Below are 21,662 nucleotides of genomic sequence, written 5' to 3'. Positions count from 1 at the left end.
CGGAAAGTTACTTTTTGCTGCTGTTCGCCTTCGGTGCGGTATCCGCGTCCACCGCTTCGTCAACGGGGCCAGTCTCGTCAGCCTGCGCCGCCTGCTCCGCCTCCGCTTTCGCCGCCTCTGCGGCAGCGGCAGCGGCTCGCTTGGCATCGACTTCACGGCGGATCGCGTCGTCGTCCGGCTCGACCGGCCACACGGCCGAGGCAGGGAAGTCCGGCGCATTCACCACGCGCGAGAGATCCATCTGGTACTTGGACCACGCGACGAACTGCGCTTCCTCGACATCCGACAGTACGCCGGCTGCGTGCGCATCGGCTCGACCGTAGTTCTTCGTCTGCGCGTTCGCCTGTCGATGCTGGAATTCCGCCATCGCCTGCTCCTTCGCCTTGCGCGCCACGATGTCCGGATCGATCGCCCAGGCGCCATCGGCCCAGCGGTACTCGTCGGACGGCCGCGGCGTCTCCGTGAGGCCAGCATCGGCCGGCGTGACGCCCGCTGCCAGGATCTCGGTGCGCTCGCCGGTATCGGTTCGGTACAACACGCGCCCGCGATAGTCGGGCATCAACACCCAGGCGCCATCCTTCCAGAACGGCCACGTGAGCGGCTTACGGTCGGGGATCGGCGTGACGGTCGAGAAAGCCGGTTCGAGCCAGCGGCTATCGTCTTTCGGATCCGAATCAGCAAGCGTGCTGTTCAGGTATTGGCCCGTCTGTCTATCGTAGTGGTTGCAGAGCATGTTTTCTCCCTTATCAATATGCGCGAATCATCGCCAGCAATGCGACATTGCGCGGACGCGCTTCGGCGCCGCCATCGGCTTGAACACTGATTGCGTGCGCGTGCCTTCCCCCGCCGTCCATGCCGATCGCGTGATCGTGCGTGCCGTTCCCAGCAATCGCGATGTTGGCCATCCCCTCGTCGGACCACAGGGAGGAAATGCGCCCGTTGTATGGCCCGATACCGCCGCCCGGCGCAAGGCCCGATACCTGCACGGCGCCGGTCCACGTGACGTGCGCATGCGGCGTTTGATTGACGCCGTGATCATGCCAGCCGTTCGGCGCACTCCAAACCTTGTGCCAGTGATCGTCGACCGTGTCCGAAGACGCGGCATGCGTGTGCGTCTGGTTCTGGCTGGCCTGGAACGAGCCGATCGCACGGCCGGCGTCGACGTCGCCGCGCCCGTCCGACCAGCAGCGCAGGAACTCGCCGCGCAGATCAGGAACCCGGAAGTACGTCTGCCCGTCCGCCGTCGAGAAGCCGCCCCATCGGCCCCCCGCGTACTCGGCTTCCGACACCAGCGCACCACTGGCCTGCGCATAGGCCCACAGCGCTGGATAGTCCGCGCGCTTGTACTGCGCGCCGTCACACTTCACATAGCCCGCGCGCGTGGACGTTCGCGCCTCCATGACGATCTGGCCGATCGACGCCGTGCCGATCGCAGCCGTCACCCATGCTGTTGTCGCGAAACGCAACGAGTTGTCACCCGCAGCCGGCGAAGGCCCGGCCGCTGGCGCTTGGAAATAGGTCGCTTCCTGCGCGAACGTGACCGTGACAACGCCATTGCAGGTCACGCCAAAGACACCGTCTCTCGCGTGATAGAGACCGGTGTCGGGAACGCCATCGTTCACGAACGCGATCGAGGGGAACGCCGCGCTCCCCTCGTCGAGAAACAGACGTTGACCGGCGGCAAATGTCACGCTGCCGCTCATCACGCCTCCCTTGCTCGCGTCGAGCGGCGTCACGTTCCCGCTGTGCCAGACGGGCTTCCCATCGATACGGAAGGATCGATCGTCGACCATGTACTGGAACGAGCCGATCGTCGGCGACCACCAGCCGACAGACGTCGCATTCGAGTAGAAGTAACCGTTCAGGGGGCCGATTCGCGCGCGCCCCTCATTTGCACCATTCGCGATCCACGCTTCGCCGGCAATCTTGACGTCACCGCCGATTGCCGTTCCTTGACCGCCCGCATCAATCGACACGTGGCCGCTATCAAGACTCCATCCGAACGGCCGATAGTCATTGAATTTCCCGGACGGATCGCCCTTTTTCGTCGACAGCAGATAGACATTCGTGCCGTCGTTGCGCAGGAAGGCGCCGTAGTCGCCCATGCGCGCCCTCCAATGCCCACCGCCTGAATCGAACGCATCCGACACAAATCCGTCCGCACGAACCGAGCCGGAAACTTGAAGCCGATTCACACCGTCGCTATTCGACGATCCGATCAGCAACCGGCCTTCACTGGTCACCAACGCCCGGCCATCCGCTCCGGCAACCAACACCAGATTGCCGCCGGCAACATTCGGCCCCACGTAGGTGTCGGTGCCTCGCGTCTCGAAGTGGGCAATCCCTTGCGCACCGATCTGCACGAGCCCATCCTTCGGCGAAAACATCCCGCTGTCCGCATCGCCGTCAAAGCCGTAACCCGCCCCTTGCGGATTGTTCGGTGCGATGGCGCCAAGCTTCCCAAGCAGCACGCCCTTCAGCGTGCCCCCCGCGACGGGCAGTTTGTCGGTGCCTAGGCCGGCCACCGTCTGCCCCATCGCATCGACCCGCTTGTCGGTCGCATCAGCCCGATCCCTCAGGTATCGCGTGCGGCTCCCAAGTTGCTTTGCCTGCACGTTGTCGACACCATCGGGGCCGCCCTGTACGGGATCCGACGTCTCCAACTGGTAGATACCGTCTACCCAGGCACTGTCCTCTTTCAGATTGGCCATGTTCCGATAATCCCTCGTGTAAATTGCCCGTTGCGTGTCGCGACGCCGTTATGTCGGATCGCGACCTCGGAGAAGTCCAGCCATGCCAGCCGGCTGCGGGCCGGCGCGTACCGTTCGATCGCCCGTTTGATCTTCTCGCCCTGGTCGCGCGTCACGGCGCGGTTCAAGGTGACGATGTATTCGGCCCAGGCGCCGTCGCCGCCATGCAGATAGCGCCCATCGCGGCGGGCCGAGCCGTCGCGGCGGGACAGGCCCCGCCCCTCCTGAATGTCCACCTCACCAAACCCGAGCCGCCGCACGATTTCCCGGATCGCCCACGGCGTGCCCTTGCGCCGGTAGATCGCCAGCGACGACTTGATCAGCTCGCGGCGGGCCTCGTCCGACTCGGCCAGTTCCCACCCGTCCACCTGAAGCGACCATGCCAGCCAGGGCAGGAACGCCGCCGGGCAGCGATCGGCGTCCCACAGCGTGCGGATGACGTCGGGCTCGACGCTCGGGCGCATCACCTGCGCGAGCGCCGCCTCAAGCGACGTTTGATTCGCGGGCAAGAGCGGTTCAGTCGTCATCTTTCACCCTCGCATTCAGCGTGATCGACGCGCACCGCGCGAACTGGTCGAACTCGCATTCGACATCGAGAGTCGGCTCTGTCAGATCGACTCGCACCACGCCCGACGACTTCGGATGCAGTGCCCCCGTGATCGCCGAGCGCGGCATGCCGTTGCGCAGTCGGGCGCCATCGTTGACCGCGATATCGAGATCAAGGCGCCGTGCGGCAATCACGACCTCAGGATCCGGGCCGCGACCGACGTAGATATCCGCCACGATCGCGTAGTCGACGGGCCGGGCGGGCAGCACCTGCACCGTATCGTTGAGCGGGCGCCTGTCCTCGGGCGTCAACGCACGTTGAACCACGTCGAGCAGCGCGGCACTGGGCACCCCGCCGTTCGATTGCGACTTCACGACCACGCGCACGACGCCCGGCACGCCGCGATCGACCCGCACGTCCGCGACGTCGGCCGAGGCATTGAGCGCAATCGATCGATACGAACCCGCCGGCCCCGCTGTCGTCGCCTGCTCGATCGCCATCTGCGTGCGAAGACGCAGGCGATCATCCTTCTCGTAGGTCACGGGAATCGGCGGGCGCGCATCCGGATCGCCGGGATCGACGATCTCTTTCTTGATGTTCCAGAGCGCGGCGAGGTGTTCAAGATCGGCCCCGGTCGCGCAGGCGAGCAGCACGGCCCGCCCGCAGTCGTTGACACGCGCTCGATACCGAACCTCGTCGTACGCCGCCAACTCCAGCACCTTGACTACCGGATCCGATTCGAGCGCCGCAGTCCAGTCCGGGTAGATGCTTTTGAAGTGGGCCAGCTTCAGTTGATACGTCGCCTCGAAGTCCAGCGTTTCGACGAGATCCGGCGGATCCATCGCCGAGAGATCGATCATGGTCATACCGTCACCTCGAAAACGACATCGCCGTCGTCATAGCGGCCAGCAATGAGAAAAGTCACTTTGCCGTCGACGACCGACTGCACCGCGACCCGATCCAGCTTGATTCGCGGCTCCCATCGTCCGATCGCGCCGGCCGCCTCGGCCTGGACGGCCGAGATCCACCCGCGCGTCACGGGCAAGTCGATCATGGCCGGGAGATCCGAGCCGTATTCCGGCCGCTGCCGCCGCGTGCCCTTGCGCGTGCTCAGGATGTCGCCGATGCTCTGCACCAGATGCTCGACGCCACTGATCAGCCGCCCCGAGCGGCGGCACATCCCGACCAGCGCCATCGTTATTGCTCCTTCGCCGGGATCCGCGTGAAACTCGGACTCGACTCCAGATAGGCGACGTGCTCGGGCGCCGTCACCTCGGCCTTGCCTGCAAGCACCGGAATGAACGAGCCATCCGGAAACACCACGACGCGGCTGCGATACTCCGCGTCGACAAATGTCACCGCCACGCCAACCGCCTGCTGATCTTCCTTTCGCATACCCACCTCACGAGAGCCCCGCTGTCATGCGAGGTCCAAAGTTGCTTTGTTCAAACCGGAGCGCTCACCAGCTCCCCGTCTCCCTGCTCGCGATGCTGGTGCCCATGAACCGAGGTTCCAGCCGCGACGACGTCCGCCGTAAATTCCGCCCCACCATCAACCTTCACCGCGACGCCCTGCCCCGCTCCCGGCCGCCCGTGCATGCCGCCGTTGAACGTCAGCAGCCGCTCCGTCGTCGTGTTGCCAGTGAATGTCGAGTCCGGAATGTCCGCCAGCAGCTTCGCGCTACGCAGCGTCGCGCCATCCGCCTTCAGCTCGAACTCCGTGCCGCCGATGCGGAACACGATCCGACCGCCGGCTGGCACCGACAGCACGTATTCATGACTCGCATGGTTGTACTGTTCGAATGCGCCGTCCGGGAAGTCGGTCGCGGTCTCGTCGGGACTCGACCGACCGGACCCGCCGTGCTGATCCGTGTAGTAGCCCGGCGCCACGAACGCGCCCGCCAGATCGCCGGACGGCGCCCACAAGGCGACCTCCTCGTCGACGGACGGCGGACGCCACTGGCGAACCTTGCCGGCAGCACCGGCCTGCCATTTCAGCCAGTCGCTGACCCAATCGCCGATGCGCACCTTCACGCGTGGCGGATCGTAGGTCACCGCCTCCACAATGGCCGACTGCGTCAGGCACGCCATGCGGCGATCCATTTCGCCCAGCTCGTAGTCGCTCACGGGCGCCCCTCCTCGGCGATTGCCACGTCGACGTAGTCGCCACGATGCTCGGCCCCGATCTCCGGATAGACGCCCCAGCGGATCTCCCGACCTTGCGGCGGCGGCTCGACCCTCTCGCCCAGGTCGAATTCATGGACCCACTCGACCAGCCACACCAGATAGGTATCGAGATCCGGCCGGAACGGATCTTCCGCCGCCGATCCGATCTGCTTGCCCGGCGTGATCGGCAATCCCCAGGTCTGGCCATGAACGGCGCGCAGCACACGGGCGGACAGCTCACGCACCAGGACGTCCGCGCCAGGAACCAGCGGATCGACGACGATGCGTGCCTGCATCCGTCCGATCAACGGCACGCGGCCCGTGCCGTCGTCGTGCCCCGGCTCCAGCTCGGCCAGCTCGATCGCCACCAGCGGCGTCTCGATCGACTTCCCGATCTCCGGATAGGCCAGCACCCGGTCGAGCCCGGCAAGCCGGCAACGCAGCCCGGATTCGATCGCGTCATGTAGTTGCTTGAGGTTATCGAGCACGGCCTGCCGCCTTCTGGATTTCGTAGTTGACCTCCTGCCGCAGGACCGCCAGCAGCCTTTCCTCGCACGCTCGGGCGGCCCGTCGAAAGGCCGGATCGCCTTCATGTGCCCAATCGAACCTCACGACCTCGATCGGCGTGCGGCCCTTGCCGGTTCGGCGGAACACGGGGCCATCCGGCGCCTTCTCGGTCATACGCCACGCGCCCTCGAACAGCGTCTTGCCGGCCCGAATGCCCTTGCGCGTACGACGCACGGCGCCGAGCCGGTGCGCCCCGATCGGATTGAGACCGAGCCACACCTTCCCGCTATCAGCGGATCGCATGTAGAAGTACGTCCGCTGTCGGATCACCTTCTGCTGTATCCCCGTTGCGCGGCCCACATCCTTCGCCGTCTGGCTCTTGATCCAGGCCGCCGTCTTTCGGAGCGTTCGCCGCCATGCCGACTGCATCGCGGCAGGCGGCAAAGCGGCGAGCGCTTCCAGCGCCCCCTTCACGTCGATTTCGACTTTCAGCACGTCCATGCCTTACCCCAAGATCAAGACCGTCCACCCCGTGCCGTCCGGCTGCAGTTCGTGAACGCGGTAACGGTTCCCGCCGGCCACGACGATGCTGCCGACCTTGACGACCGCGGCATCGGCGTCCGTGACGTGCAGGACGGGCGCCACCAGTTGCGTGCGCCGTGAGCCGAGATCCGGCCCGAGCCACGGCGCCGCGAACATGCCCTGCACCGGCTTCCCGTCGATCGTGACGTCGTCGTCCGCCAGATCGCGCTTCACGGCGGCATCGACGTCCGCCATCAGATCGCGGAACCGCATATCAAGCCTTCAGCTTGATCAGCGCCTTCGGGCGCGTGCAAAGATGGATCGGGTTCGATTGCGCCTCGATGTCGATCCCCTTGCCGAACGGGGCCAGCTCCTGCTTCGCGTAGTACGGCAGGCCCGTCGTGTTGACCGCCTCCACGTAGTCGGCCGGCGCGAAGCGCGAGATGAACAGATCGGGCACGCCTTCCGGCACGGCGTGCGCTTCGTCGTCGGCCACGTAGCCGACATCGCCGACACGCCCGCGATAACGCTCGAACGTGCAGCCGCCGAAGTCGAGCGCGTCGCGTGCGTCGCCGCGCAGGGCCGCCGCCATGCTCGTCGCGAGGTAGGTTTCTTTCACCGTCTTCGCGACAATCAGCTTGTTCCAGAAGGTCCGGCCGCAGAGCACGCGCACGCCCGTGTAGGTCAACGCGCCGAGCGCATCCTCGATCGCGTCCTGCACCTCGCTGCACTTCAGGCGGATCTCCGTCTCCGGCTTGTCCAGCTCGAACCCGATCACCGTCTGCTTGATGCCGAAATACTTCAGCAGGTCGATCAGCACGGTCTTGCCGTCCGCATCGAGCACGGCACCCTTGATCGCGCCGATGCGATGGAACTCGTGCGTGGCGTCCAGTTGGCGCCGGAGCTTGGCGAGGCGCCGATTCACGACCGTCTGCAGCGCCTCCAGCTCGCTTTCGGAGCCGAATGCACGCAGGTTCTGCACCTCGTCCGCTGCGATGTAGCCCCGCTGCGGCAGGTGGACCGTGTTGAACGGGATCATGCTGCGCTTGCTGCCACCGACCACCGGGGCGGGCGATCCGCGCTGGCCAGCAGGCACGAGCGCCAGCGTGTCGCCGTCGCGCTCGATCTGGACCGTCGTCGTCGTGATGCCGTCCTCGTCGAACAGCCCGAGCGTGCCGACACGGCCCGGCACCGCCGGCTGATCGTTGATTGCCGCCGTGAGCGACGAGAGCGAGAAAGCGTCGTCTTGAAACAGGGCGATGTCCGCCATACAACCTCCAACCTGGAAATGGAAAAGAAAAAGGCCACGCGATGCGTGGCCTTCGTAGGTCTGTCTTGCTGCGTGATCAGCGAACGATCACGTGGCGATCCGCGAGATCGGTACGCCCGGCCGCGTCCAGGCCCGTCAGCAGGCCGCCCACGACTTCGGCGAGCCGGACAATGCCGGTCGCCGGCCGCGACTCCTCGGACGCCGCCAGCGGCGCGTAGAGCACTGCGCCCGCGACTTCCGAGCCGTCCTCGGCCTTGTTGTCGTACGGGGCGTATTCGCCCGTATTGGTCACGCCGAGCACCTGACCGGCGGGCAGCGCCGGCCCGGCCTTCACGACGATCTGCTCGCGAGAGATTTGGCCGTTGCCTTCGGACACCAGAAATTCGGCCGGGAGAATGCCCTGTTCCTTCACAATCGACATGGTTTGCCCCTCCTCATGGGACGTCAAAGTTACTTTCCGCCGTTGCGGCGGGCCGCGTAGATGGATGCCGCGCGCGGCGCGTTGGCGGCGACCACCGGCTCGCTCAGGCTGCTCGGCGTCTGCCTGGGATTGATGTGCGCCTGCGAAGCCGTCACGCGCTCATAGAGCCGGGCGCGAACCTGATCCGGGCTCAGACCGTCCGACACGAAACCGGCCGTCAGCTCGGTCAGGTTCGCCGCCAGACAGATGCCTGCGATGTCTTGCGCGGTGCGAATCGCCGCATCCACCGTTGCGCGATCCCGCAGGCCCGTCGCGAGCACAATGCCCTCAGCGCAGTGCTCGATCCGCGCGTCGCGGCACGACGCGTACACATGCGACGCAAGCGCCGCGACATTCGGCGGCTGCGGCGGATCCTGCGGGGTCGGCGGATCGACGGGATCCACGAGCGGATCGACAGGCGGATTCGGCGGCGCCTCGGGCTCGCCATCGACCAGAGCGCGGACCTGCTCGGGCATCGCCGCGAACCGCGCGACGAGCGGCTGGGCGCCTGCGTACGCCGCGATACGAATCGGCTCCTCGATCGTGTCGCAGAATCCCAGCTCGACGGCTTGTGCGGCCGTCAACCAGGTCTCGGCGTCCATCAGCTCGCGCACCGTGTCCTCGGTCTGCCCGCTGCGCTCGGCGTACGCCGTCAGCATGTTCGCGCTCGTGCTGCCCAGCAGATCCGCCAGCCGACGCAATTCGCCCTCGTCGCCCGCCGCGAGCGTATGCGGGTTATGGATCATCAGCATCGCGTTGGACGGCATGACGATCTGGCTGCACCCCATCAGCAGCAGCGATGCGGCCGACGCCGCGATGCCGTCGACGCGCCCCGTCGTCTTGCCGGGGTAGCGCCGCAGCAGGTTGTAGATCGTGAACGCATCGAACACGTCGCCGCCCATCGAGTTGACCGCGACGACGATCGATGCCGCCGTCGGGCCGACCTCGTCGAGCCGTGCCGCGAACTGCTCGGCGTCCGTTCCCCAGAAACCGATGTCGCCATAGATCCGGATCTCGACGTCATTGCCGCCGGCCGCGTTCGCCTGCGCGCGGATGTCCCACCACTTCTTCTTGCCTTTCATTCGTCATCCCCATTCGAATTTCCGCCCGTGTCCTCGACCGGCACCAGCGTGTCGTAGCGCAGCCCGAGGCGCTGCTCGCGCGCCAGGTCTGCCGCGTTCTCGTTGTCCACCTGCTCCGGATCGTCGCCGCGCGCGAGGACAGCGCCCGACCGGCTCGCCAAGCCTGAACGGATCTCCATGCGCTTGGCCGTGACGTCCTGCACCGGATGGATGTATGGCCAGCCTTGTGGCACCCACCGCACTCGGCGATAGTCCCGGCGCCTGCGGTAGTAGTCCGGCATCGACATGGCCCCCGACAGCGCGCACGCATCGACCCACCAGCGCCAGACCGGGCGGCAGAACTGGTGGATGAAGACGTTCCACTGGATCTGCTCGACCGCCCGCCGGAATTCGTTCAGGATCACGCGCAACACCCGATCGCTGACGTCACGCAAGTCGCCCGTCAACACCTCGTAGGGCATGCCGACCGAGGCCGCCGCCGCCATCAATTGCTGACGCATGAAGGGCGCGTAGTCGGTGCCGGCGCCCGGCGGCGACGCAAAGCGCACGTCCTCGCCCGGCGCCAGCTCCTGCATGCCCCCAGGTTCGAGCGAGACCACCGGCGAGAAGCCGTCAGCGTCGTAATCGACGGCGCCGCCGGTAATCGGATCGCCCATCAAGCCCGGCTCCGAATGCGGCTTGACGATGAAACCAGCAAACAGATTGCTGACCTCTTGCCGGAACAGCACCGCATCGTCGAAGTTGTCGAGCGAGCGCAACCGCAGCAGCACCGTCGACAGCTCGGGCACGCCGCGCACCTGCCCCGGCCGCAACGCCTGGAACACATGCGCGATCTCGTCGGCCGGCACGCGCACGGTCTGCATGTTCGTGAACGACGCGCGCCCGTATTCTCCGGGATGACGCTGGTACAGGTGATAGGCGACGCGCCGGCCATCCCGATCGAACTCGACGCCGTTGATGATCTCCCCGCCGGCGACGATCTCGTTCTTGTCCATCGGCAGCATGTCGCCTTCCAGCAACTGGATCTGCATGGGGACAGCCAGCCCGTCTCGCGGGCTTCGCATCCGCCTGCGCACCAGCACCTCGCCGTCGCTGAAGAACGAGCGTGCGGCGAGCGTCTGCACGCCCGCCAGATCGTTCAGACCATCGGCGTCGATCTCCTCTCCGCAGTCCTCCCAAAGTTGCTTTTGCTCCTTGCGGATCGCGTCGATCGGGTGTTGCGGGTGCGCTTGAATGCCGGCGCCGATCGTGTTCGACACCAGACGAGCGATTGCCGTCTTCGCCCAGGGATCGTTACGGATCGCATCCCGTGCGCGGGCGCGCATCAACGGCAGGTTCTGCACCGCTGCCGCGTTCGGCCCGGCGCCCGACACGCGCCACGCCTTCGCGCGGGCGCCGACCGTGCTGGCCGATTCGTACGCCGCCGCCTTCACGCGAGTCGGAACGACAAACCCGCGCTGCGCGAGCGAAGAGTAAGCGCGACTCATCGCACCCCCTTGCCTGCATGCCGCAGACGAAACATGCGGGGCCGGCCTGCCGCCCCGTCAAGTGCCCGAACGATCTCGGTTTGCGCGTCGCGCAGCTCGCTGATCGAGCGGTAACGCACGCGCCTGTCGGCGTACTGCACCTCCAGCTCGCCCTTGGCGATTGCCGACTGGACGCGCTCCAGATCCTGCCTCGTGTATGCCATGCTCTACCTCCTAGCGCCGCCCGAGATAGCTCGACCGGCCCATGCGACGCCCCTGAATGCGCGAAACCCCGCTCGGTGGCGAGGTTTCGGCGGGTTTGTTTTGCTGCGGCACCGGCTGCGTAGGCGCCGGCTCCGTACTCTCGGGCGGCACCAGTTCGACCGGCGGATCCGGAACTTCCTCGATCGGCAACGCGGACGGCAGCGCTTCCAGGATCGGCACCGCTTCGAACAACGACGACTGCGAGATGCGGACCTGCTCCACGCTCCAGTGCGCTTCCGTCATCATGTGCGTCTTCACGCTGCGAGCCGCGTGCAGCGCGTAGACCTCGCAGTCCAGCGCCTCGTTGCGGGCGCCGGCCTTCTTCTGCCAGACCCGTTTCGAGCCGATGCGTCCAGGCACCTTCACCTCGGCCGTGACTTGCGACAGGTAGTCAGAACGCACCCCGACGTACCAGTGCATGCGCCCTGGCCCCTCGCCGTCCAGCTTGAAACGATTCTCGAGAATCAAGTCTTTCGCCTTACTCACGCCCACCATGAACGGGCGCAAGCCATACTTCGCCGCCTTGCTGTTGTTCCGCGTCGAGTCGACCGACTGCTTCGGTACGCTGAAAACCTCCGCGTTCGCATCGGTGCTGCCCTTGATCGCCATGACGTTCAGACCGGCTCGCCGCGCGGCTCGCACGTACTTGTAGACAGCGTCCGATGTCGAGCCGTCTGACGAGTCGATCGACATCGCGCGAATCCGGAGCACACCGCCCGTTTCATGGCGATACCCGCTCATCAGCATCTCAGTCAGTGCGCCCCACACGCCACCTTCGAGTGGATTCTCGTCTTGATGCAGCACGTTGCCGTGAATCTCGTCCCATACCACCAGCCAGCTTTCCTCGCCCCGCCCCCATGCGCGCAGAACGAGCGCGATCCGATCATGTTGCACGTCGACACCCAGCGTCAGCAGCAGACCGCCGGCCGGCACCGTGAATGCCGCGTAGGGCATCGCGCGCTCGGCCAGTTCGTCCAGCTCGGGCAAGTCGCTCTTGTACTTGTAAGGCCGTCCCTGCGAGTTGTTCACGAAGGCCCGCATTTTCGTGTCGTCGCCCGCGAGCAGCGCCTTTTCGGCTGTCAGCCATTTCTTGACCAGCTCCGCCATACGCGAGCCGGGGAACGGCGACACCAGCTCGTTGAGCCGGAAACCTGCCACGCCGAAAAATGGTGCCGTCGCAACCCAGCGCCCCTTGCGCACCGCGCGGATCCGCGCAGCGTCATCCCATAACGATCCGCAATGCGGGCAGACGTAGCGGGCCGAGTCGGGCCGCGCTCGTCCAAATACTTCGTGCGCGACCTCGGCGTCGTCGCTCCACGTGACGTTTTCCCAGGCCAGCTCGTGCTCTTCGCCGCAATCCGGACAAGGCACCAGATACACCCGCTGATCGGATCCGCCATACGCCTGCTGGATGCGCGAGAAGCCGTCGACCGTCGGCGTGCCCCCGAAGATCACCTTACGCCGGCTGTCCGAATAGCTCTTGTTGCGCTCCTCCAGCAGCGTGATCGAGTCGCCCTGCTCGCGCACGTTCGCGTTCGCGTCGTCCGGCTCCTCCACCGCGACCACCGGGGCCGGCGTCGACTTGACGTCGTCCGGCGCGTTCGAGGTGATGAACTTCAGGAAGCCGCGCGGGTAGGTCTTGTGGTCCCAGAGGTTGTTCTTGTCGCGGGCCGCGTGGACTGGCAGCTTTGCCGACAGCCTGGGCGTGACCTCGACCATCGGCTCGAACTTCTCCATGTTGAACTTCTTGGCTGACTTCTCCTTCGCGAACATGATGATCATCGGGCACGGGTCGACGTCAATGCGCCGGCCGACGTAGTTCAGCAGCACGCCGTCCGTCCAGGCGACCTGCGCCGACTTCATGCACACGACCTTCTGCACGGTCGGATCGTCGAGGGCGTCGTGCATGCCGTACACCCAGGGCGTGATGTTCGGGTTATACCGTCCAGGCGTCGCCGTCGCCTTCGCACTCATCCGCCGATGCTTGCGCGCCCATTCCGTCGTCCCGATCCGCTCCGGCGGACGTAGGAGAAGCGCGATCCGACGAATCACCTCCCGGACCGTCTGGCTCGTATCGAGAAAGCTGCTCAAGGCATCCATAGATATGCTCGTTTAGCCATTCGACGTCGACCTCGACGCCGTACAGCGTGCGTAGCTCCTGCACGAGTTTGTCGGGCAGCGCCAGCAGTTCCGTTTGAAATGCGCCGGCCATCTGGCCGTACGCCTGTTCGAGTTGCGCGGCGTCGACGAGCTGGCCGCGTTTCTCGGCGAGTGTCAGCAGCTTGATTTGCCGATCGACGCGCTCGGTCATCGCACGCTCGGCCACCAGATCGATGCCGGTTTCGCTCGTACGGCCGGCCGCGACCTCGCGCAGGTGCCGGATATACGCGACCCGGATCTCATCGATCGATGCCGCCTTGTAGTCGAGCCGGATCTTGTCGACGAACCGCGAAACGGCCGACTGATCGAGATCCAGATGCTCGGCGATCTGTAGTTGAGTGGGCATGAATATGACCCCCCTTGGTATGTCGCCAGTAGAGAAAAAGCGCGGGTGCGAGCCCCCGCATGTCGGTCCTGCCAGGGGGTCCCTGCCCACTTTCTGAGCAGGGGCGCCCTGCCTAAAAGGTAGGCATGCCCCCTGCTGCTACCCGCTCGGTCACGCCGGCTCCGCCAGCCCGCTCCATCGCCCACGCAATGCGGTCCATCACATCGCCCAGGTCGAAGCTGCGCGCCGTCACGTAGTCCAGGCGCCCGTACTCCTCCCACTCCGACCAGAACTCGCCCAGGCCGGCCCCTGTTGACTCGATTCGCATTTCGGCGCCCCAATGCAAAAAGCCCCGAGGGCTTTCGCGCTCAGGGCTTTGGATATTCATTTCGTGAGGGCGAACGCCCTCCCAACAGTTCCCGACAGACAGTTATCGTTGTTGGTCGCGGCGCTCCCGCGATTCAGTACGCCTGTCGGGCGAAGGTTGCGACACGAGTATGCGGTCGCTCATGTGCCCAGTGACTCGGTAAAGGGCATGCAGAGTGTAAGCGATCCGCTCTTGGAATGGAATACATTTCATCCCATTAATTTTGCGAAGATTCCGATAGAGACCTCCGTTCGGGGCAAGTAGAACATCTTTACTCGTACTAGAGTCGGTGTCGGCTTCATCAGTACAAACCCGGACACGCACTGAACGCTCAATCCGTGCGTTTGATTTTCCATCGGCCATCAACTGCTTTATAAGCTCGCCCTGGATGTCTGATACGCAGCGCACGTAGTGCTGCATCTCTAAAATTAGTCAACTGCTTGACTACATCGTAAAGAGGCAAAATTACAGTCACACCATTTCCACCCCGCCCAAAAGCGACCGTATTTGCAAACATTAGCCTACTAAATGGATTTGGACTCCCATTGCTAGCAATAATATTCTCAACCAAAAATCCCCTAGCCTGCAACAGCAAATCAAGATAGGAGTAAAAGTCTACGAAGTCTAAAGCTCCCCCACTAAGCGCCGATAATTTTTTCATATCTTGATGGTCGGCATCACGTGTATTTGCGAATCTGCTCCACTCTCCCCAATAAAAACTGCGCCTCAGGGGGATAAACGTGTGATCGGACGCATATATAAACATGTGCGGTTCATTTGGACCAACATTGGCTGGCGGAAGACCGTTAAAGAGAGAATTCAATGCTGCATCTGCACGATGAAAAACACAATCATGCGCGAACCAACCGTACTGCAGTGCCAACGCAGCCTCCCACCTCAAGGTTATCGTAGCGACCTGGTGAGGCTTCGGTCTTACCCCTTTTAACTCGGCATTAAGCGTGGCCACGTCGTTCGGATAAAACTTCTTATAAATGCGGTTCGCCACCGCACATGCTCGCACCCACGACAGACTCGGATATTTTGCCAATTCATCACCCTGGCCTTCGAGATCTCGCTTGAACTCAAGAAGCATCCATTGGCTATCAACTGCGACAAGAGCATCCGATATTTCGATATCGCCATCGATCGGCAAAGATACATTTAGTTTTGTTAGAAATGCCCGAACAAACTCCCACTCGACATGTTTTTCCCACCATTCAATTTCCATAAAAATCCCCGTCAGCGCACCAAGTATATTCCATACTAGATATTACGCTGAATGAAGCGCAAACAGTTCCATATCTCCTCACGCAAGCCTATCATTCAGCGGAATCTGCTTCGTCCTCTCAACTGCTTGCGCATTGTGTCAGAAACGGAGCCATCAACTCGGTCAAGCAACGCGAGCATGTCATAGAAGCGCCACGACCAATTGCGCCGATAGTCGATGAGCGAGATACCGAGTGCATGGGCTCGGCCCGCGTCGTCGATCTGCCGCTTCCCCGAGCCTGAACATTCAGGGCAAATGTGCCGGCCCTTCGCATCTGCTACAGGCGCTGCCGCGATTCGGCCCATCCCGCCGCAGTCGTCGCATGGTTCGTATTCCCGAAAGACAACCGGGCCGCTACGCCCTTCAAAGAACGGAATGCGCTCCTCAGACACGCATACCTTTCTGCTTCCTCCACACGAATCGCATGCATGGGTCGCCGTCGTAACGGCACGCGCTCGACGCACGACACCGCGCCCCTCGCACTCGATACACTGATCGTTCACCCACTCGTCCAGCAAACGCAGCGCGAACCGTTCGACGATGTCGACGTTTGCGCGCTCGACAGCATGCCCCGAACGCTGATCGCGACGCTCATCGCGTGTATAGCCCGTGAATCGCGCCCGCTTGAACCTGCCCGACGTCCGGATCATCTGCGCCAACAGCAACGTTGCTCGTCGAATCATCGCAGGCGTCGCTTGCGGGCCGGCCTTGATTCGGGTCAGCAAACGACCGAGATCGTTCGCAAAGGCCAGTGCGCCCAAAGTAACTTTCGGATCGGCAATGGGGTCGGTGAACTGACCACGCACGCTCATTGCAACACCTGCCCGCTCCTTCAAATCGATCATTTCACTCTCCTATTCGTCCCAACGTCCCAATGTCCCAAAGAAAAAGGCTTGCAGGGGAGCGCGCCCGCGCGACATGCGCTGCCTACGTCGCGCACGTCGCAGGCACATACGCGCGCCCGAGGCGGGCTCTTGGGACGTTGGGACATTGGGACGTCCCAAGCGCGCCAAGACCGGCGACAAAGCGCGCCGGACATGCCGGCACAGCGCGCCATTCGCTCATAGCGGGCTGTCGTCGTCGCCCGCGCACACTGCCTCCAGAACCGGCTCCGCCTCCTGCTCCTCGTCCGGCACGTAGTACCAGCCGCGCGATCCGGTCGACTCGCGTTTGCGCACCCATCCAAGCGATTTCAACGCCTTGCCGATACGCCGCTGCTCGGGCAGCGTCCATTTCGACGAGTCCAGCCTGAGCACGTCGCGCAGGATCTCCTCCATCGTGGTACGGCTGGAATGCGCGATCTGCTTGCCGATCACGTCCTCATACACGTCGCCCTCGTAGCGCTCGGCCTGCTCGACCTCAAAGAGGGGCCGCTCGGCCTCCGTGACGTGCCACACAACGCCCTGCCGATACAGGTGGACCGCCTCGGCCCAAAGCTGATCACGTGCGCGTGCGATGCCGTCAATGTCGACCAGACCGCCGCAACGCAGCGGCCAGTACCGCCGGTTACCCGACTCGTCCTTCAGGTAGGCATCGAAGTTGACCGAGCCCGCGAACACGCACTGACGATGGACGTCGGTCGCCCGCTTGCCGTAGAAGTTGCGGAACCGGTCCGTCTCCGTCGCGAAGAAGCTCTTGGCGGCCGACGAGTCGGTCTTGTTGAGCGAGTCCAGCTCGGCCAGCTCGATGATCCATTTGCCGGCCATGACGGCGTAGGTATCCTTGTTGCCGATCTGGATAGGCGTGTCGGTGAACCACTGCTTGCCGGCCAGCACCTTCAGCGCCGTCGACTTCCGCCAGCCTTGCCGCCCTTCGAGAATCAAGACGTTGTCGACCTTGCAGCCCGGCTGCATGACACGCGCGACGGCGGCGATCATCCACTTCATGAACGCCAACTGGACATATTCGCTGTCGGCCACATGCAGGTACGTCGAGGGCATCGACTTCACGCGCTCGACGCCATCCCATTCCAGGGTGTTCAGGTACTCGCGGATGTCGTGAAAATGCGTGGCATCGGCAACGAGCAAGACAGCATTCATGACGATGTCCGGCCGAACGTTCAGGCCATACTTCTGCGACAACCAGAGCGTGCTGCGATGGTCATCCATGTCGGTCCATTCACCCAGCGCTCCCTGCCCGAACGGCGGCACGCGGCGCTTGACTACCCGACCGGCAAAATCATCCTGGGCGATGACACCCCGCCACTCCGCATGGTTAGACAGAATCAGATGGACGTTGCCAAGCGTGGGCAGCAACGTGCCCTTGTCCGATCTCGCAAGGCTCTCCTCCCAGGTGAAGGCACCGTTCTCCGCTTCGCGTCCGTCCCACTCCTGCTCCTCTGCGGCAGCGGACGTCGCGGCCGGCTGCATCACGCGCTCGGCAGTCACGACCTCGGCGGGCTGCTGCTCGTCATCAGCTGGCGCGAGGACGGCCCGAATCGCCGCATGCAATTGCCGCTCGACGACTTCCAGCCCTTCCTCTACGTGCAGATCGTTGAAGTCGGTCAGCTTCCGATCGCCGCGATCGGCGAACGTCGGATAGGTGACCGACACGCCGTCGACCGCGGCTGCCGCCTCGTGAGCGCGTTTAAGGCCCGTGTTTTCGAAGCGCTTACGACGCAGCGGCATCACGTCGTTGCCGTACGTCGCCTCGACGAATTGCACGCCGTTGTCGTCGACACGCTTGTGAGCAGCCAGCATGTACCACGTGTTCTTCGCCTCGACCTTGATCGGCGATGCACCGTATGTCAGCTCACCGCGAAACCCGAACTCCTCGACGAGCCATTCGCGCAGGCGCTGCTCGATCTTCCAGTCATCGTCGGCGCAAACCAGAATATGAACCGCCGGGAAGGCCGCACGCAGCCCCTGCACCGCCGACTGGATGCCAGCCGCGTCGAAGCAGACGGACACCACGAAGGCTTCACGCGTCGCCATACGGATCGAGCGTCCGGTGGCGTACCCCTCAGCGACCAGCACCATCTTGTCCTCGGCGCCGATGCTGCCGAGCAGCCGGCTGGCGCCCTTCTTCTCCATGCCTTTGTTGTAGCGCTTCTCGCCGTTCGGCGTGATCTTCTGCAGACCGACGAGCCGCCCTTCGGCTTCATAGCGGTACATCGGGACGAACATCGTGCCGTCTGCGTCGAACCGCACGCCCTCGGGCGTGATCTGTTTGCGATCCAGATAGGCGGATACGCCGACGTCGCTCGCTCGATCCCACTGGTTGCGTGCGCGGTTGGCCGCCAGTTGCGCCTGGCGGGCCGCCCGCTCGCTCTCCTCGCGCTCGGCCGCTTCCTGGCGGCGCCGCGTTTCGGCAAGCACCTCGTCGCTCAGGGGCGCACCGGCCCACTGGAACCGCTCGGTGCCAGGATCGTCGCCGGAGAAATAGCCGTAGGTGCCCGAGTAGCCGATGACAGCGCCCTTGCTCACGACTTCGCGCAGTTGATACCAATACTTCTTGCGGGGACCGTATCGATGGTGCTTGCCGTCCGCAACAGGGTGTCCGACAGGCAGCTCAGGATGACCCGCTGCCGCCAACTGCGCGCGAATCTGGTCTAGCGACGACATTCCGCAATTCTCCTTTCCAGTTCAATTTGATGCAGGGTGGAACGCCAAGCCTTACGGCCGGCGGCATAGACATTCACGCCGATCGATTTGCGCAGCGGCACCGAGTGCCGCCGACGCAATGCGCGGCTCACACGCTCTAAAGTCACTTTGGTCTCCGGTTATTTGCCGCGCAGGCGGCGCCACTCGGCGGCCATCTGGGTATCGAACGCGGACAGGTCATCCGCCGGTATTTGGTCGGCGAACTGATCACGGAACGAATGGCGTTCCGCTTTGGTGGGAAGCGCGGCGCACACACGCGCGGCGACGCGCACAAAGGCATCGACGCGGCCGGCCTGGATTGCCTCGTCGGCAAACATCGCGAGGCGATCGGGGAACGTTGACATCAACGACTTGAACAAGCGCCCCGCATCCTCGGGCGCCCTGTCCAGGCGACAGGCCAGCGCGGCTCGGCCACACGCGAGTTGCTGCCCGCGATCGCAGGACAGGCCGACATGCTCCCGCGCTATGCGGCAGCAGCCCATACCCGGTTCAATTCGATCCATGGCGGCGCCGACGTCGGGCTGCGAGGTTGCGGGCCGCGTGAATCAGGCGTTGAAAGAGACGCTGTCCCTTCCGCCCCGTCGCGATGATCTTCTCCGCATCGTTGTCGTCGATACGGCGATCGACCAGAACGCGTGTGACATCGTCGGCAACGAGCCCGACGTGCGCTTGCAGGCTCAAGGCAGTAGAGACCAGCCGCATCGCACCGCCGTCGACCGCGTCGTCCACGCCTTGCTCGTCGACTGCCTCGGCGACGAGACCGAACCGTGCATTCAAGGCGTGCAAGGCGTCGAGCGCGTGCGCGCTCGCCTCGGCTTTTTCCTGCATCCACTCGACCAGCAGCTCGAACATCTCCATCGAGAGCCGGCTGTCGCCGACGCCACGCAGACGAAGGCGCAGCGATTCGGGCGTGATGTTCTTTCCGCGTCGATTCGTGAGGTGATTCGCGGCGTCTGCAACGCCACCCGGCGTGTTGCGCACGGACGTGTAGAGCACGTCCAGCCATTCCGTGCTGTCGTATCGGCAGGTCATGTTTGATGTTGGGACAGGTAGGTTTTCATGCTGTCGTGCCCGGAACAGGCGTCATACGATGCGAACTGGCGATGTCCGGCATAAACAGGTCGGGCCGCTCGACCTTCACCGCAGCAGGGATGCCTCGCACGAGCCAATTGCAGACGCGCTGAGTACCGCCATGGCTTTTCTCGTATCCAAGCAGTTCGGCGACCCTGGCCGGGCCACCCAAACGCTCGATTGCCTGTCGGTCCGCGTTGATGTGAGCAGATTTGTCCATAAGGCGACATTAAACACTATGTTTATATCAAACGCAAACGCAGCGTTTAACAACAAGGCGTTTACATCGCAGACCATGTGGCCCATGCGAGCCATTCACGAAACGGCCCAGCGTCTCTACGCGGCCGCTAAACAACTCCGGGACGTCGAAGGCCCGGCCAACGTCGCGCGTCTGCTGAACGAGTCACCTCAATTACTGAACAATTGGGAGCGACGCGGCATGTCGGCGGCTGGTGCGTTGAAAGCCGCGTCCGCGCTTGGCTGCCGGGCGGAATGGCTTCGGACTGGCGAAGGAGAAATGGTTGACGCAGGCGGACTGAAAGAAAGTTTACGCGGCGGTAAGATTTCAAAAGATCAGACGGATCAACAGAAATCGAAGCCGCTGCCGGCGCCGCCCCCCGCGATACAAGAACGAGCAAAAGCGTTTGTCGCTGCTTTCATCGAAGCCACGACGAATAACCAGGTCTCGCCCGAACTCATGACGGCACTGGAAGGCATGCTTGCAGCAGGGACATCCAGCGCGACTGCGGCGGCGTTTGCAAAACGCTCACGTAGCGCAATACGCGCTGCGATGATGCCCGAGGGCCAGCCACACAATGAAGTACAAAAACGGGGATCGACGCGCTAAGGTCGTCGATTTAGCAGCATATCGAGCAGGCCGGAAACCACGCCGCACCTCGATCCCGGACGAATCAGACGTCGTCACCGACATTCGCTTTTCCATCACCCGGGCCGGCAAGGTAATCGCCTCACGCCCCGTCCTCGATACAACGCACCTTCTCGCCGTCCTCTCGTGGTGCCAGGAACTGGCATCACTGGCGCTCGACTCGTACATAGAAAAGTCACTTTGAGCTACTGACCCGCTGCCGCCGCGTAAACGCGGGTAGCGAACGTGCGCCCATAAATTAAACATAGTGTTTGCATTGAAACTAAACATGATGTTTAATTCCGGTCATCGCGTCGCCTGACGCCCAACCGGAGACTGACCGTGAAACTGACTGACTTGCATACGGACGCGCGCCACGATTGGCTCGATAACGAACAAGCACCGCGCGTGATGCAGTCCGAAGCCGCACGCCGAATTACCTTTGAGAAGTCGACGATCGTCCGCGCAACGATCGTGGCCGTGCTTTTGATCATCGTTGCAAATCTGCTGCAAGACGCCCCGATCGAAGCGCAGCCGACCGCACATCGCCTCACCGCCTAACCACCCCGCACATGCCGGGGTAACCGCCCCCGGCGCCATGGAGACCCAACCATGTCGCGAATCAAACTCAAAGCTGCGCCCCTCTTCGACGCTGATCGCCGGGACACCCTCTCACTGCGAAGCGTTGTGCGTTATGACCGCAATGCCAAACGCCCATCCACGCCGATCCTTGTCGGCAAATATGTCGTCGGCCGTCGCCCCATCACCGACAGCCTGCACACGCTGTATTTGATCCTCGACGAAGGAGACATCGCCTGCACTCAGATTTCGATCCCGAGCGAAGACGACTGCGCCCAGGCGGTAAAGCGGCTGCGTGACAAGAAGCGCGCAGCGGCCAAGACGGCCTCAATGGCAATCCGCAAGGCGAAGAAGCGCGGCAACGGCCAACGTCAGACGGACACGGAGACTGCG

At 63.7% G+C, this 21,662-nt stretch carries 26 protein-coding genes; 3 read left to right on the top strand and 23 right to left on the bottom strand.

What is annotated here, in order from left to right:
• Nucleotides 1-7: 7 nt before the first annotated feature.
• From F3J18_RS10820 to F3J18_RS10715, 23 genes are all read right to left on the bottom strand, one after another.
• Entirely contained in the window at nt 8-733 is a 726-nt protein-coding gene (locus tag F3J18_RS10820; RefSeq protein WP_166912804.1) for a tail fiber assembly protein, read from the bottom strand.
• Nucleotides 734-746: 13 nt separating this feature from the next.
• The gene (locus F3J18_RS10815) at nt 747-2,711 is read right to left on the bottom strand and encodes a phage tail protein (protein ID WP_166912803.1); all 1,965 of its coding nucleotides are present in this window, start codon (nt 2,709-2,711) and stop codon (nt 747-749) included.
• The gene (locus tag F3J18_RS10810; RefSeq protein WP_166912802.1) at nt 2,699-3,277 is read right to left on the bottom strand and encodes a phage tail protein I; all 579 of its coding nucleotides are present in this window, start codon (nt 3,275-3,277) and stop codon (nt 2,699-2,701) included. The genes F3J18_RS10815 and F3J18_RS10810 overlap by 13 nt, the downstream gene beginning before the upstream one ends.
• Nucleotides 3,267-4,163 carry a baseplate J/gp47 family protein gene (locus F3J18_RS10805; RefSeq protein WP_166912801.1) on the bottom strand — a complete coding sequence of 299 codons (897 nt, stop codon included), beginning with the start codon at nt 4,161-4,163 and terminating at the stop codon, nt 3,267-3,269. The genes F3J18_RS10810 and F3J18_RS10805 overlap by 11 nt, the downstream gene beginning before the upstream one ends.
• Nucleotides 4,160-4,492, bottom strand: coding sequence for a GPW/gp25 family protein (locus tag F3J18_RS10800; RefSeq protein ID WP_166912800.1), 333 nt, complete (start codon nt 4,490-4,492; stop codon nt 4,160-4,162). Before F3J18_RS10800 ends, F3J18_RS10805 begins: the two co-directional genes overlap by 4 nt.
• A 2-nt stretch (nt 4,493-4,494) precedes the next feature.
• Nucleotides 4,495-4,692, bottom strand: coding sequence for a hypothetical protein (locus F3J18_RS10795; RefSeq protein ID WP_166912799.1), 198 nt, complete (start codon nt 4,690-4,692; stop codon nt 4,495-4,497).
• Between the two features lie 50 nt (nt 4,693-4,742).
• Nucleotides 4,743-5,423 (bottom strand): phage baseplate assembly protein V, encoded by a 681-nt coding sequence (locus tag F3J18_RS10790; RefSeq protein ID WP_166912798.1) that lies wholly within the window; start codon nt 5,421-5,423, stop codon nt 4,743-4,745.
• On the bottom strand, nt 5,420-5,950 hold the full coding sequence (locus F3J18_RS10785; protein WP_166912797.1) for a hypothetical protein: 531 nt from the start codon (nt 5,948-5,950) through the stop codon (nt 5,420-5,422). The genes F3J18_RS10790 and F3J18_RS10785 overlap by 4 nt, the downstream gene beginning before the upstream one ends.
• Nucleotides 5,940-6,470, bottom strand: coding sequence for a phage tail protein (locus F3J18_RS10780; protein ID WP_025099033.1), 531 nt, complete (start codon nt 6,468-6,470; stop codon nt 5,940-5,942). The genes F3J18_RS10785 and F3J18_RS10780 overlap by 11 nt, the downstream gene beginning before the upstream one ends.
• Before the next feature lie 3 nt (nt 6,471-6,473).
• Complete coding sequence (locus F3J18_RS10775; protein ID WP_025099034.1) at nt 6,474-6,764, bottom strand: hypothetical protein; 291 nt, start codon at nt 6,762-6,764, stop codon at nt 6,474-6,476.
• Between the two features lies 1 nt (nt 6,765).
• Entirely contained in the window at nt 6,766-7,761 is a 996-nt protein-coding gene (locus F3J18_RS10770; RefSeq protein ID WP_105820258.1) for a major capsid protein, read from the bottom strand.
• Between the two features lie 76 nt (nt 7,762-7,837).
• Nucleotides 7,838-8,182 carry a head decoration protein gene (locus tag F3J18_RS10765; RefSeq protein WP_013698682.1) on the bottom strand — a complete coding sequence of 115 codons (345 nt, stop codon included), beginning with the start codon at nt 8,180-8,182 and terminating at the stop codon, nt 7,838-7,840.
• A gap of 29 nt (nt 8,183-8,211) precedes the next feature.
• Nucleotides 8,212-9,303 carry a head maturation protease, ClpP-related gene (locus F3J18_RS10760; RefSeq protein ID WP_166912796.1) on the bottom strand — a complete coding sequence of 364 codons (1,092 nt, stop codon included), beginning with the start codon at nt 9,301-9,303 and terminating at the stop codon, nt 8,212-8,214.
• Nucleotides 9,300-10,790: a phage portal protein gene (locus F3J18_RS10755; protein WP_166912795.1), complete on the bottom strand. Its 1,491-nt coding sequence runs from the start codon at nt 10,788-10,790 to the stop codon at nt 9,300-9,302. Before F3J18_RS10755 ends, F3J18_RS10760 begins: the two co-directional genes overlap by 4 nt.
• A complete protein-coding gene (locus F3J18_RS10750) occupies nt 10,787-10,993 on the bottom strand; it encodes a hypothetical protein (RefSeq protein WP_013698685.1) in 207 nt (68 codons plus the stop codon). Before F3J18_RS10750 ends, F3J18_RS10755 begins: the two co-directional genes overlap by 4 nt.
• A 10-nt stretch (nt 10,994-11,003) precedes the next feature.
• On the bottom strand, nt 11,004-13,007 hold the full coding sequence (locus tag F3J18_RS10745) for a terminase gpA endonuclease subunit (RefSeq protein WP_205195390.1): 2,004 nt from the start codon (nt 13,005-13,007) through the stop codon (nt 11,004-11,006).
• The gene (locus tag F3J18_RS37825) at nt 12,970-13,539 is read right to left on the bottom strand and encodes a MarR family transcriptional regulator (protein ID WP_205195389.1); all 570 of its coding nucleotides are present in this window, start codon (nt 13,537-13,539) and stop codon (nt 12,970-12,972) included. Before F3J18_RS37825 ends, F3J18_RS10745 begins: the two co-directional genes overlap by 38 nt.
• Before the next feature lie 112 nt (nt 13,540-13,651).
• A complete protein-coding gene (locus F3J18_RS10740) occupies nt 13,652-13,906 on the bottom strand; it encodes a hypothetical protein (protein WP_341773643.1) in 255 nt (84 codons plus the stop codon).
• 310 nt (nt 13,907-14,216) lie between these two features.
• Nucleotides 14,217-15,113, bottom strand: coding sequence for a hypothetical protein (locus F3J18_RS10735; RefSeq protein ID WP_166912793.1), 897 nt, complete (start codon nt 15,111-15,113; stop codon nt 14,217-14,219).
• Nucleotides 15,114-15,208: 95 nt separating this feature from the next.
• Nucleotides 15,209-15,997 (bottom strand): hypothetical protein, encoded by a 789-nt coding sequence (locus tag F3J18_RS10730; RefSeq protein WP_166912792.1) that lies wholly within the window; start codon nt 15,995-15,997, stop codon nt 15,209-15,211.
• A 216-nt stretch (nt 15,998-16,213) separates the two neighbouring features.
• A complete protein-coding gene (locus F3J18_RS10725) occupies nt 16,214-18,715 on the bottom strand; it encodes a VapE domain-containing protein (RefSeq protein WP_166912791.1) in 2,502 nt (833 codons plus the stop codon).
• A 158-nt stretch (nt 18,716-18,873) separates the two neighbouring features.
• The gene (locus tag F3J18_RS10720) at nt 18,874-19,257 is read right to left on the bottom strand and encodes a hypothetical protein (protein ID WP_166912790.1); all 384 of its coding nucleotides are present in this window, start codon (nt 19,255-19,257) and stop codon (nt 18,874-18,876) included.
• Entirely contained in the window at nt 19,244-19,786 is a 543-nt protein-coding gene (locus F3J18_RS10715) for a hypothetical protein (protein ID WP_096749044.1), read from the bottom strand. The genes F3J18_RS10720 and F3J18_RS10715 overlap by 14 nt, the downstream gene beginning before the upstream one ends.
• A 160-nt stretch (nt 19,787-19,946) precedes the next feature.
• Between F3J18_RS10715 and F3J18_RS10710 the strand changes: the two genes are divergently transcribed.
• The 3 genes from F3J18_RS10710 to F3J18_RS10700 all read left to right on the top strand — a co-directional run.
• Nucleotides 19,947-20,672, top strand: coding sequence for a hypothetical protein (locus F3J18_RS10710; RefSeq protein ID WP_166912789.1), 726 nt, complete (start codon nt 19,947-19,949; stop codon nt 20,670-20,672).
• 360 nt (nt 20,673-21,032) lie between these two features.
• Complete coding sequence (locus tag F3J18_RS10705) at nt 21,033-21,251, top strand: hypothetical protein (protein ID WP_166912788.1); 219 nt, start codon at nt 21,033-21,035, stop codon at nt 21,249-21,251.
• Between the two features lie 51 nt (nt 21,252-21,302).
• Nucleotides 21,303-21,662, top strand: a 360-nt coding sequence (locus tag F3J18_RS10700; protein WP_166912787.1) for a beta-hexosaminidase, incomplete at its 3' end; no start/stop codon positions are given.

It is taken from the genome of Burkholderia sp. Ax-1720, from assembly GCF_011753035.1.
Lineage (GTDB): Bacteria > Pseudomonadota > Gammaproteobacteria > Burkholderiales > Burkholderiaceae > Burkholderia > Burkholderia gladioli.
This window is presented reverse-complemented; position numbering and strand designations above follow the sequence as displayed.

Coding starts and splice junctions, on each gene's coding strand:
- F3J18_RS10820 (WP_166912804.1), bottom strand. CDS start 733: ATGCTCTGCAACCACTACGATAGACAGACGGGCCAATACCTGAACAGC.
- F3J18_RS10815 (WP_166912803.1), bottom strand. CDS start 2,711: ATGGCCAATCTGAAAGAGGACAGTGCCTGGGTAGACGGTATCTACCAG.
- F3J18_RS10810 (WP_166912802.1), bottom strand. CDS start 3,277: ATGACGACTGAACCGCTCTTGCCCGCGAATCAAACGTCGCTTGAGGCG.
- F3J18_RS10805 (WP_166912801.1), bottom strand. CDS start 4,163: ATGACCATGATCGATCTCTCGGCGATGGATCCGCCGGATCTCGTCGAA.
- F3J18_RS10800 (WP_166912800.1), bottom strand. CDS start 4,492: ATGGCGCTGGTCGGGATGTGCCGCCGCTCGGGGCGGCTGATCAGTGGC.
- F3J18_RS10795 (WP_166912799.1), bottom strand. CDS start 4,692: ATGCGAAAGGAAGATCAGCAGGCGGTTGGCGTGGCGGTGACATTTGTC.
- F3J18_RS10780 (WP_025099033.1), bottom strand. CDS start 6,470: ATGGACGTGCTGAAAGTCGAAATCGACGTGAAGGGGGCGCTGGAAGCG.
- F3J18_RS10775 (WP_025099034.1), bottom strand. CDS start 6,764: ATGCGGTTCCGCGATCTGATGGCGGACGTCGATGCCGCCGTGAAGCGC.
- F3J18_RS10770 (WP_105820258.1), bottom strand. CDS start 7,761: ATGGCGGACATCGCCCTGTTTCAAGACGACGCTTTCTCGCTCTCGTCG.
- F3J18_RS10765 (WP_013698682.1), bottom strand. CDS start 8,182: ATGTCGATTGTGAAGGAACAGGGCATTCTCCCGGCCGAATTTCTGGTG.
- F3J18_RS10760 (WP_166912796.1), bottom strand. CDS start 9,303: ATGAAAGGCAAGAAGAAGTGGTGGGACATCCGCGCGCAGGCGAACGCG.
- F3J18_RS10755 (WP_166912795.1), bottom strand. CDS start 10,790: ATGAGTCGCGCTTACTCTTCGCTCGCGCAGCGCGGGTTTGTCGTTCCG.
- F3J18_RS10750 (WP_013698685.1), bottom strand. CDS start 10,993: ATGGCATACACGAGGCAGGATCTGGAGCGCGTCCAGTCGGCAATCGCC.
- F3J18_RS10745 (WP_205195390.1), bottom strand. CDS start 13,007: ATGAGTGCGAAGGCGACGGCGACGCCTGGACGGTATAACCCGAACATC.
- F3J18_RS37825 (WP_205195389.1), bottom strand. CDS start 13,539: ATGCCCACTCAACTACAGATCGCCGAGCATCTGGATCTCGATCAGTCG.
- F3J18_RS10740 (WP_341773643.1), bottom strand. CDS start 13,906: ATGAATATCCAAAGCCCTGAGCGCGAAAGCCCTCGGGGCTTTTTGCAT.
- F3J18_RS10735 (WP_166912793.1), bottom strand. CDS start 15,113: ATGGAAATTGAATGGTGGGAAAAACATGTCGAGTGGGAGTTTGTTCGG.
- F3J18_RS10730 (WP_166912792.1), bottom strand. CDS start 15,997: ATGATCGATTTGAAGGAGCGGGCAGGTGTTGCAATGAGCGTGCGTGGT.
- F3J18_RS10725 (WP_166912791.1), bottom strand. CDS start 18,715: ATGTCGTCGCTAGACCAGATTCGCGCGCAGTTGGCGGCAGCGGGTCAT.
- F3J18_RS10720 (WP_166912790.1), bottom strand. CDS start 19,257: ATGGATCGAATTGAACCGGGTATGGGCTGCTGCCGCATAGCGCGGGAG.
- F3J18_RS10715 (WP_096749044.1), bottom strand. CDS start 19,786: ATGACCTGCCGATACGACAGCACGGAATGGCTGGACGTGCTCTACACG.
- F3J18_RS10710 (WP_166912789.1), top strand. CDS start 19,947: ATGGCTTTTCTCGTATCCAAGCAGTTCGGCGACCCTGGCCGGGCCACC.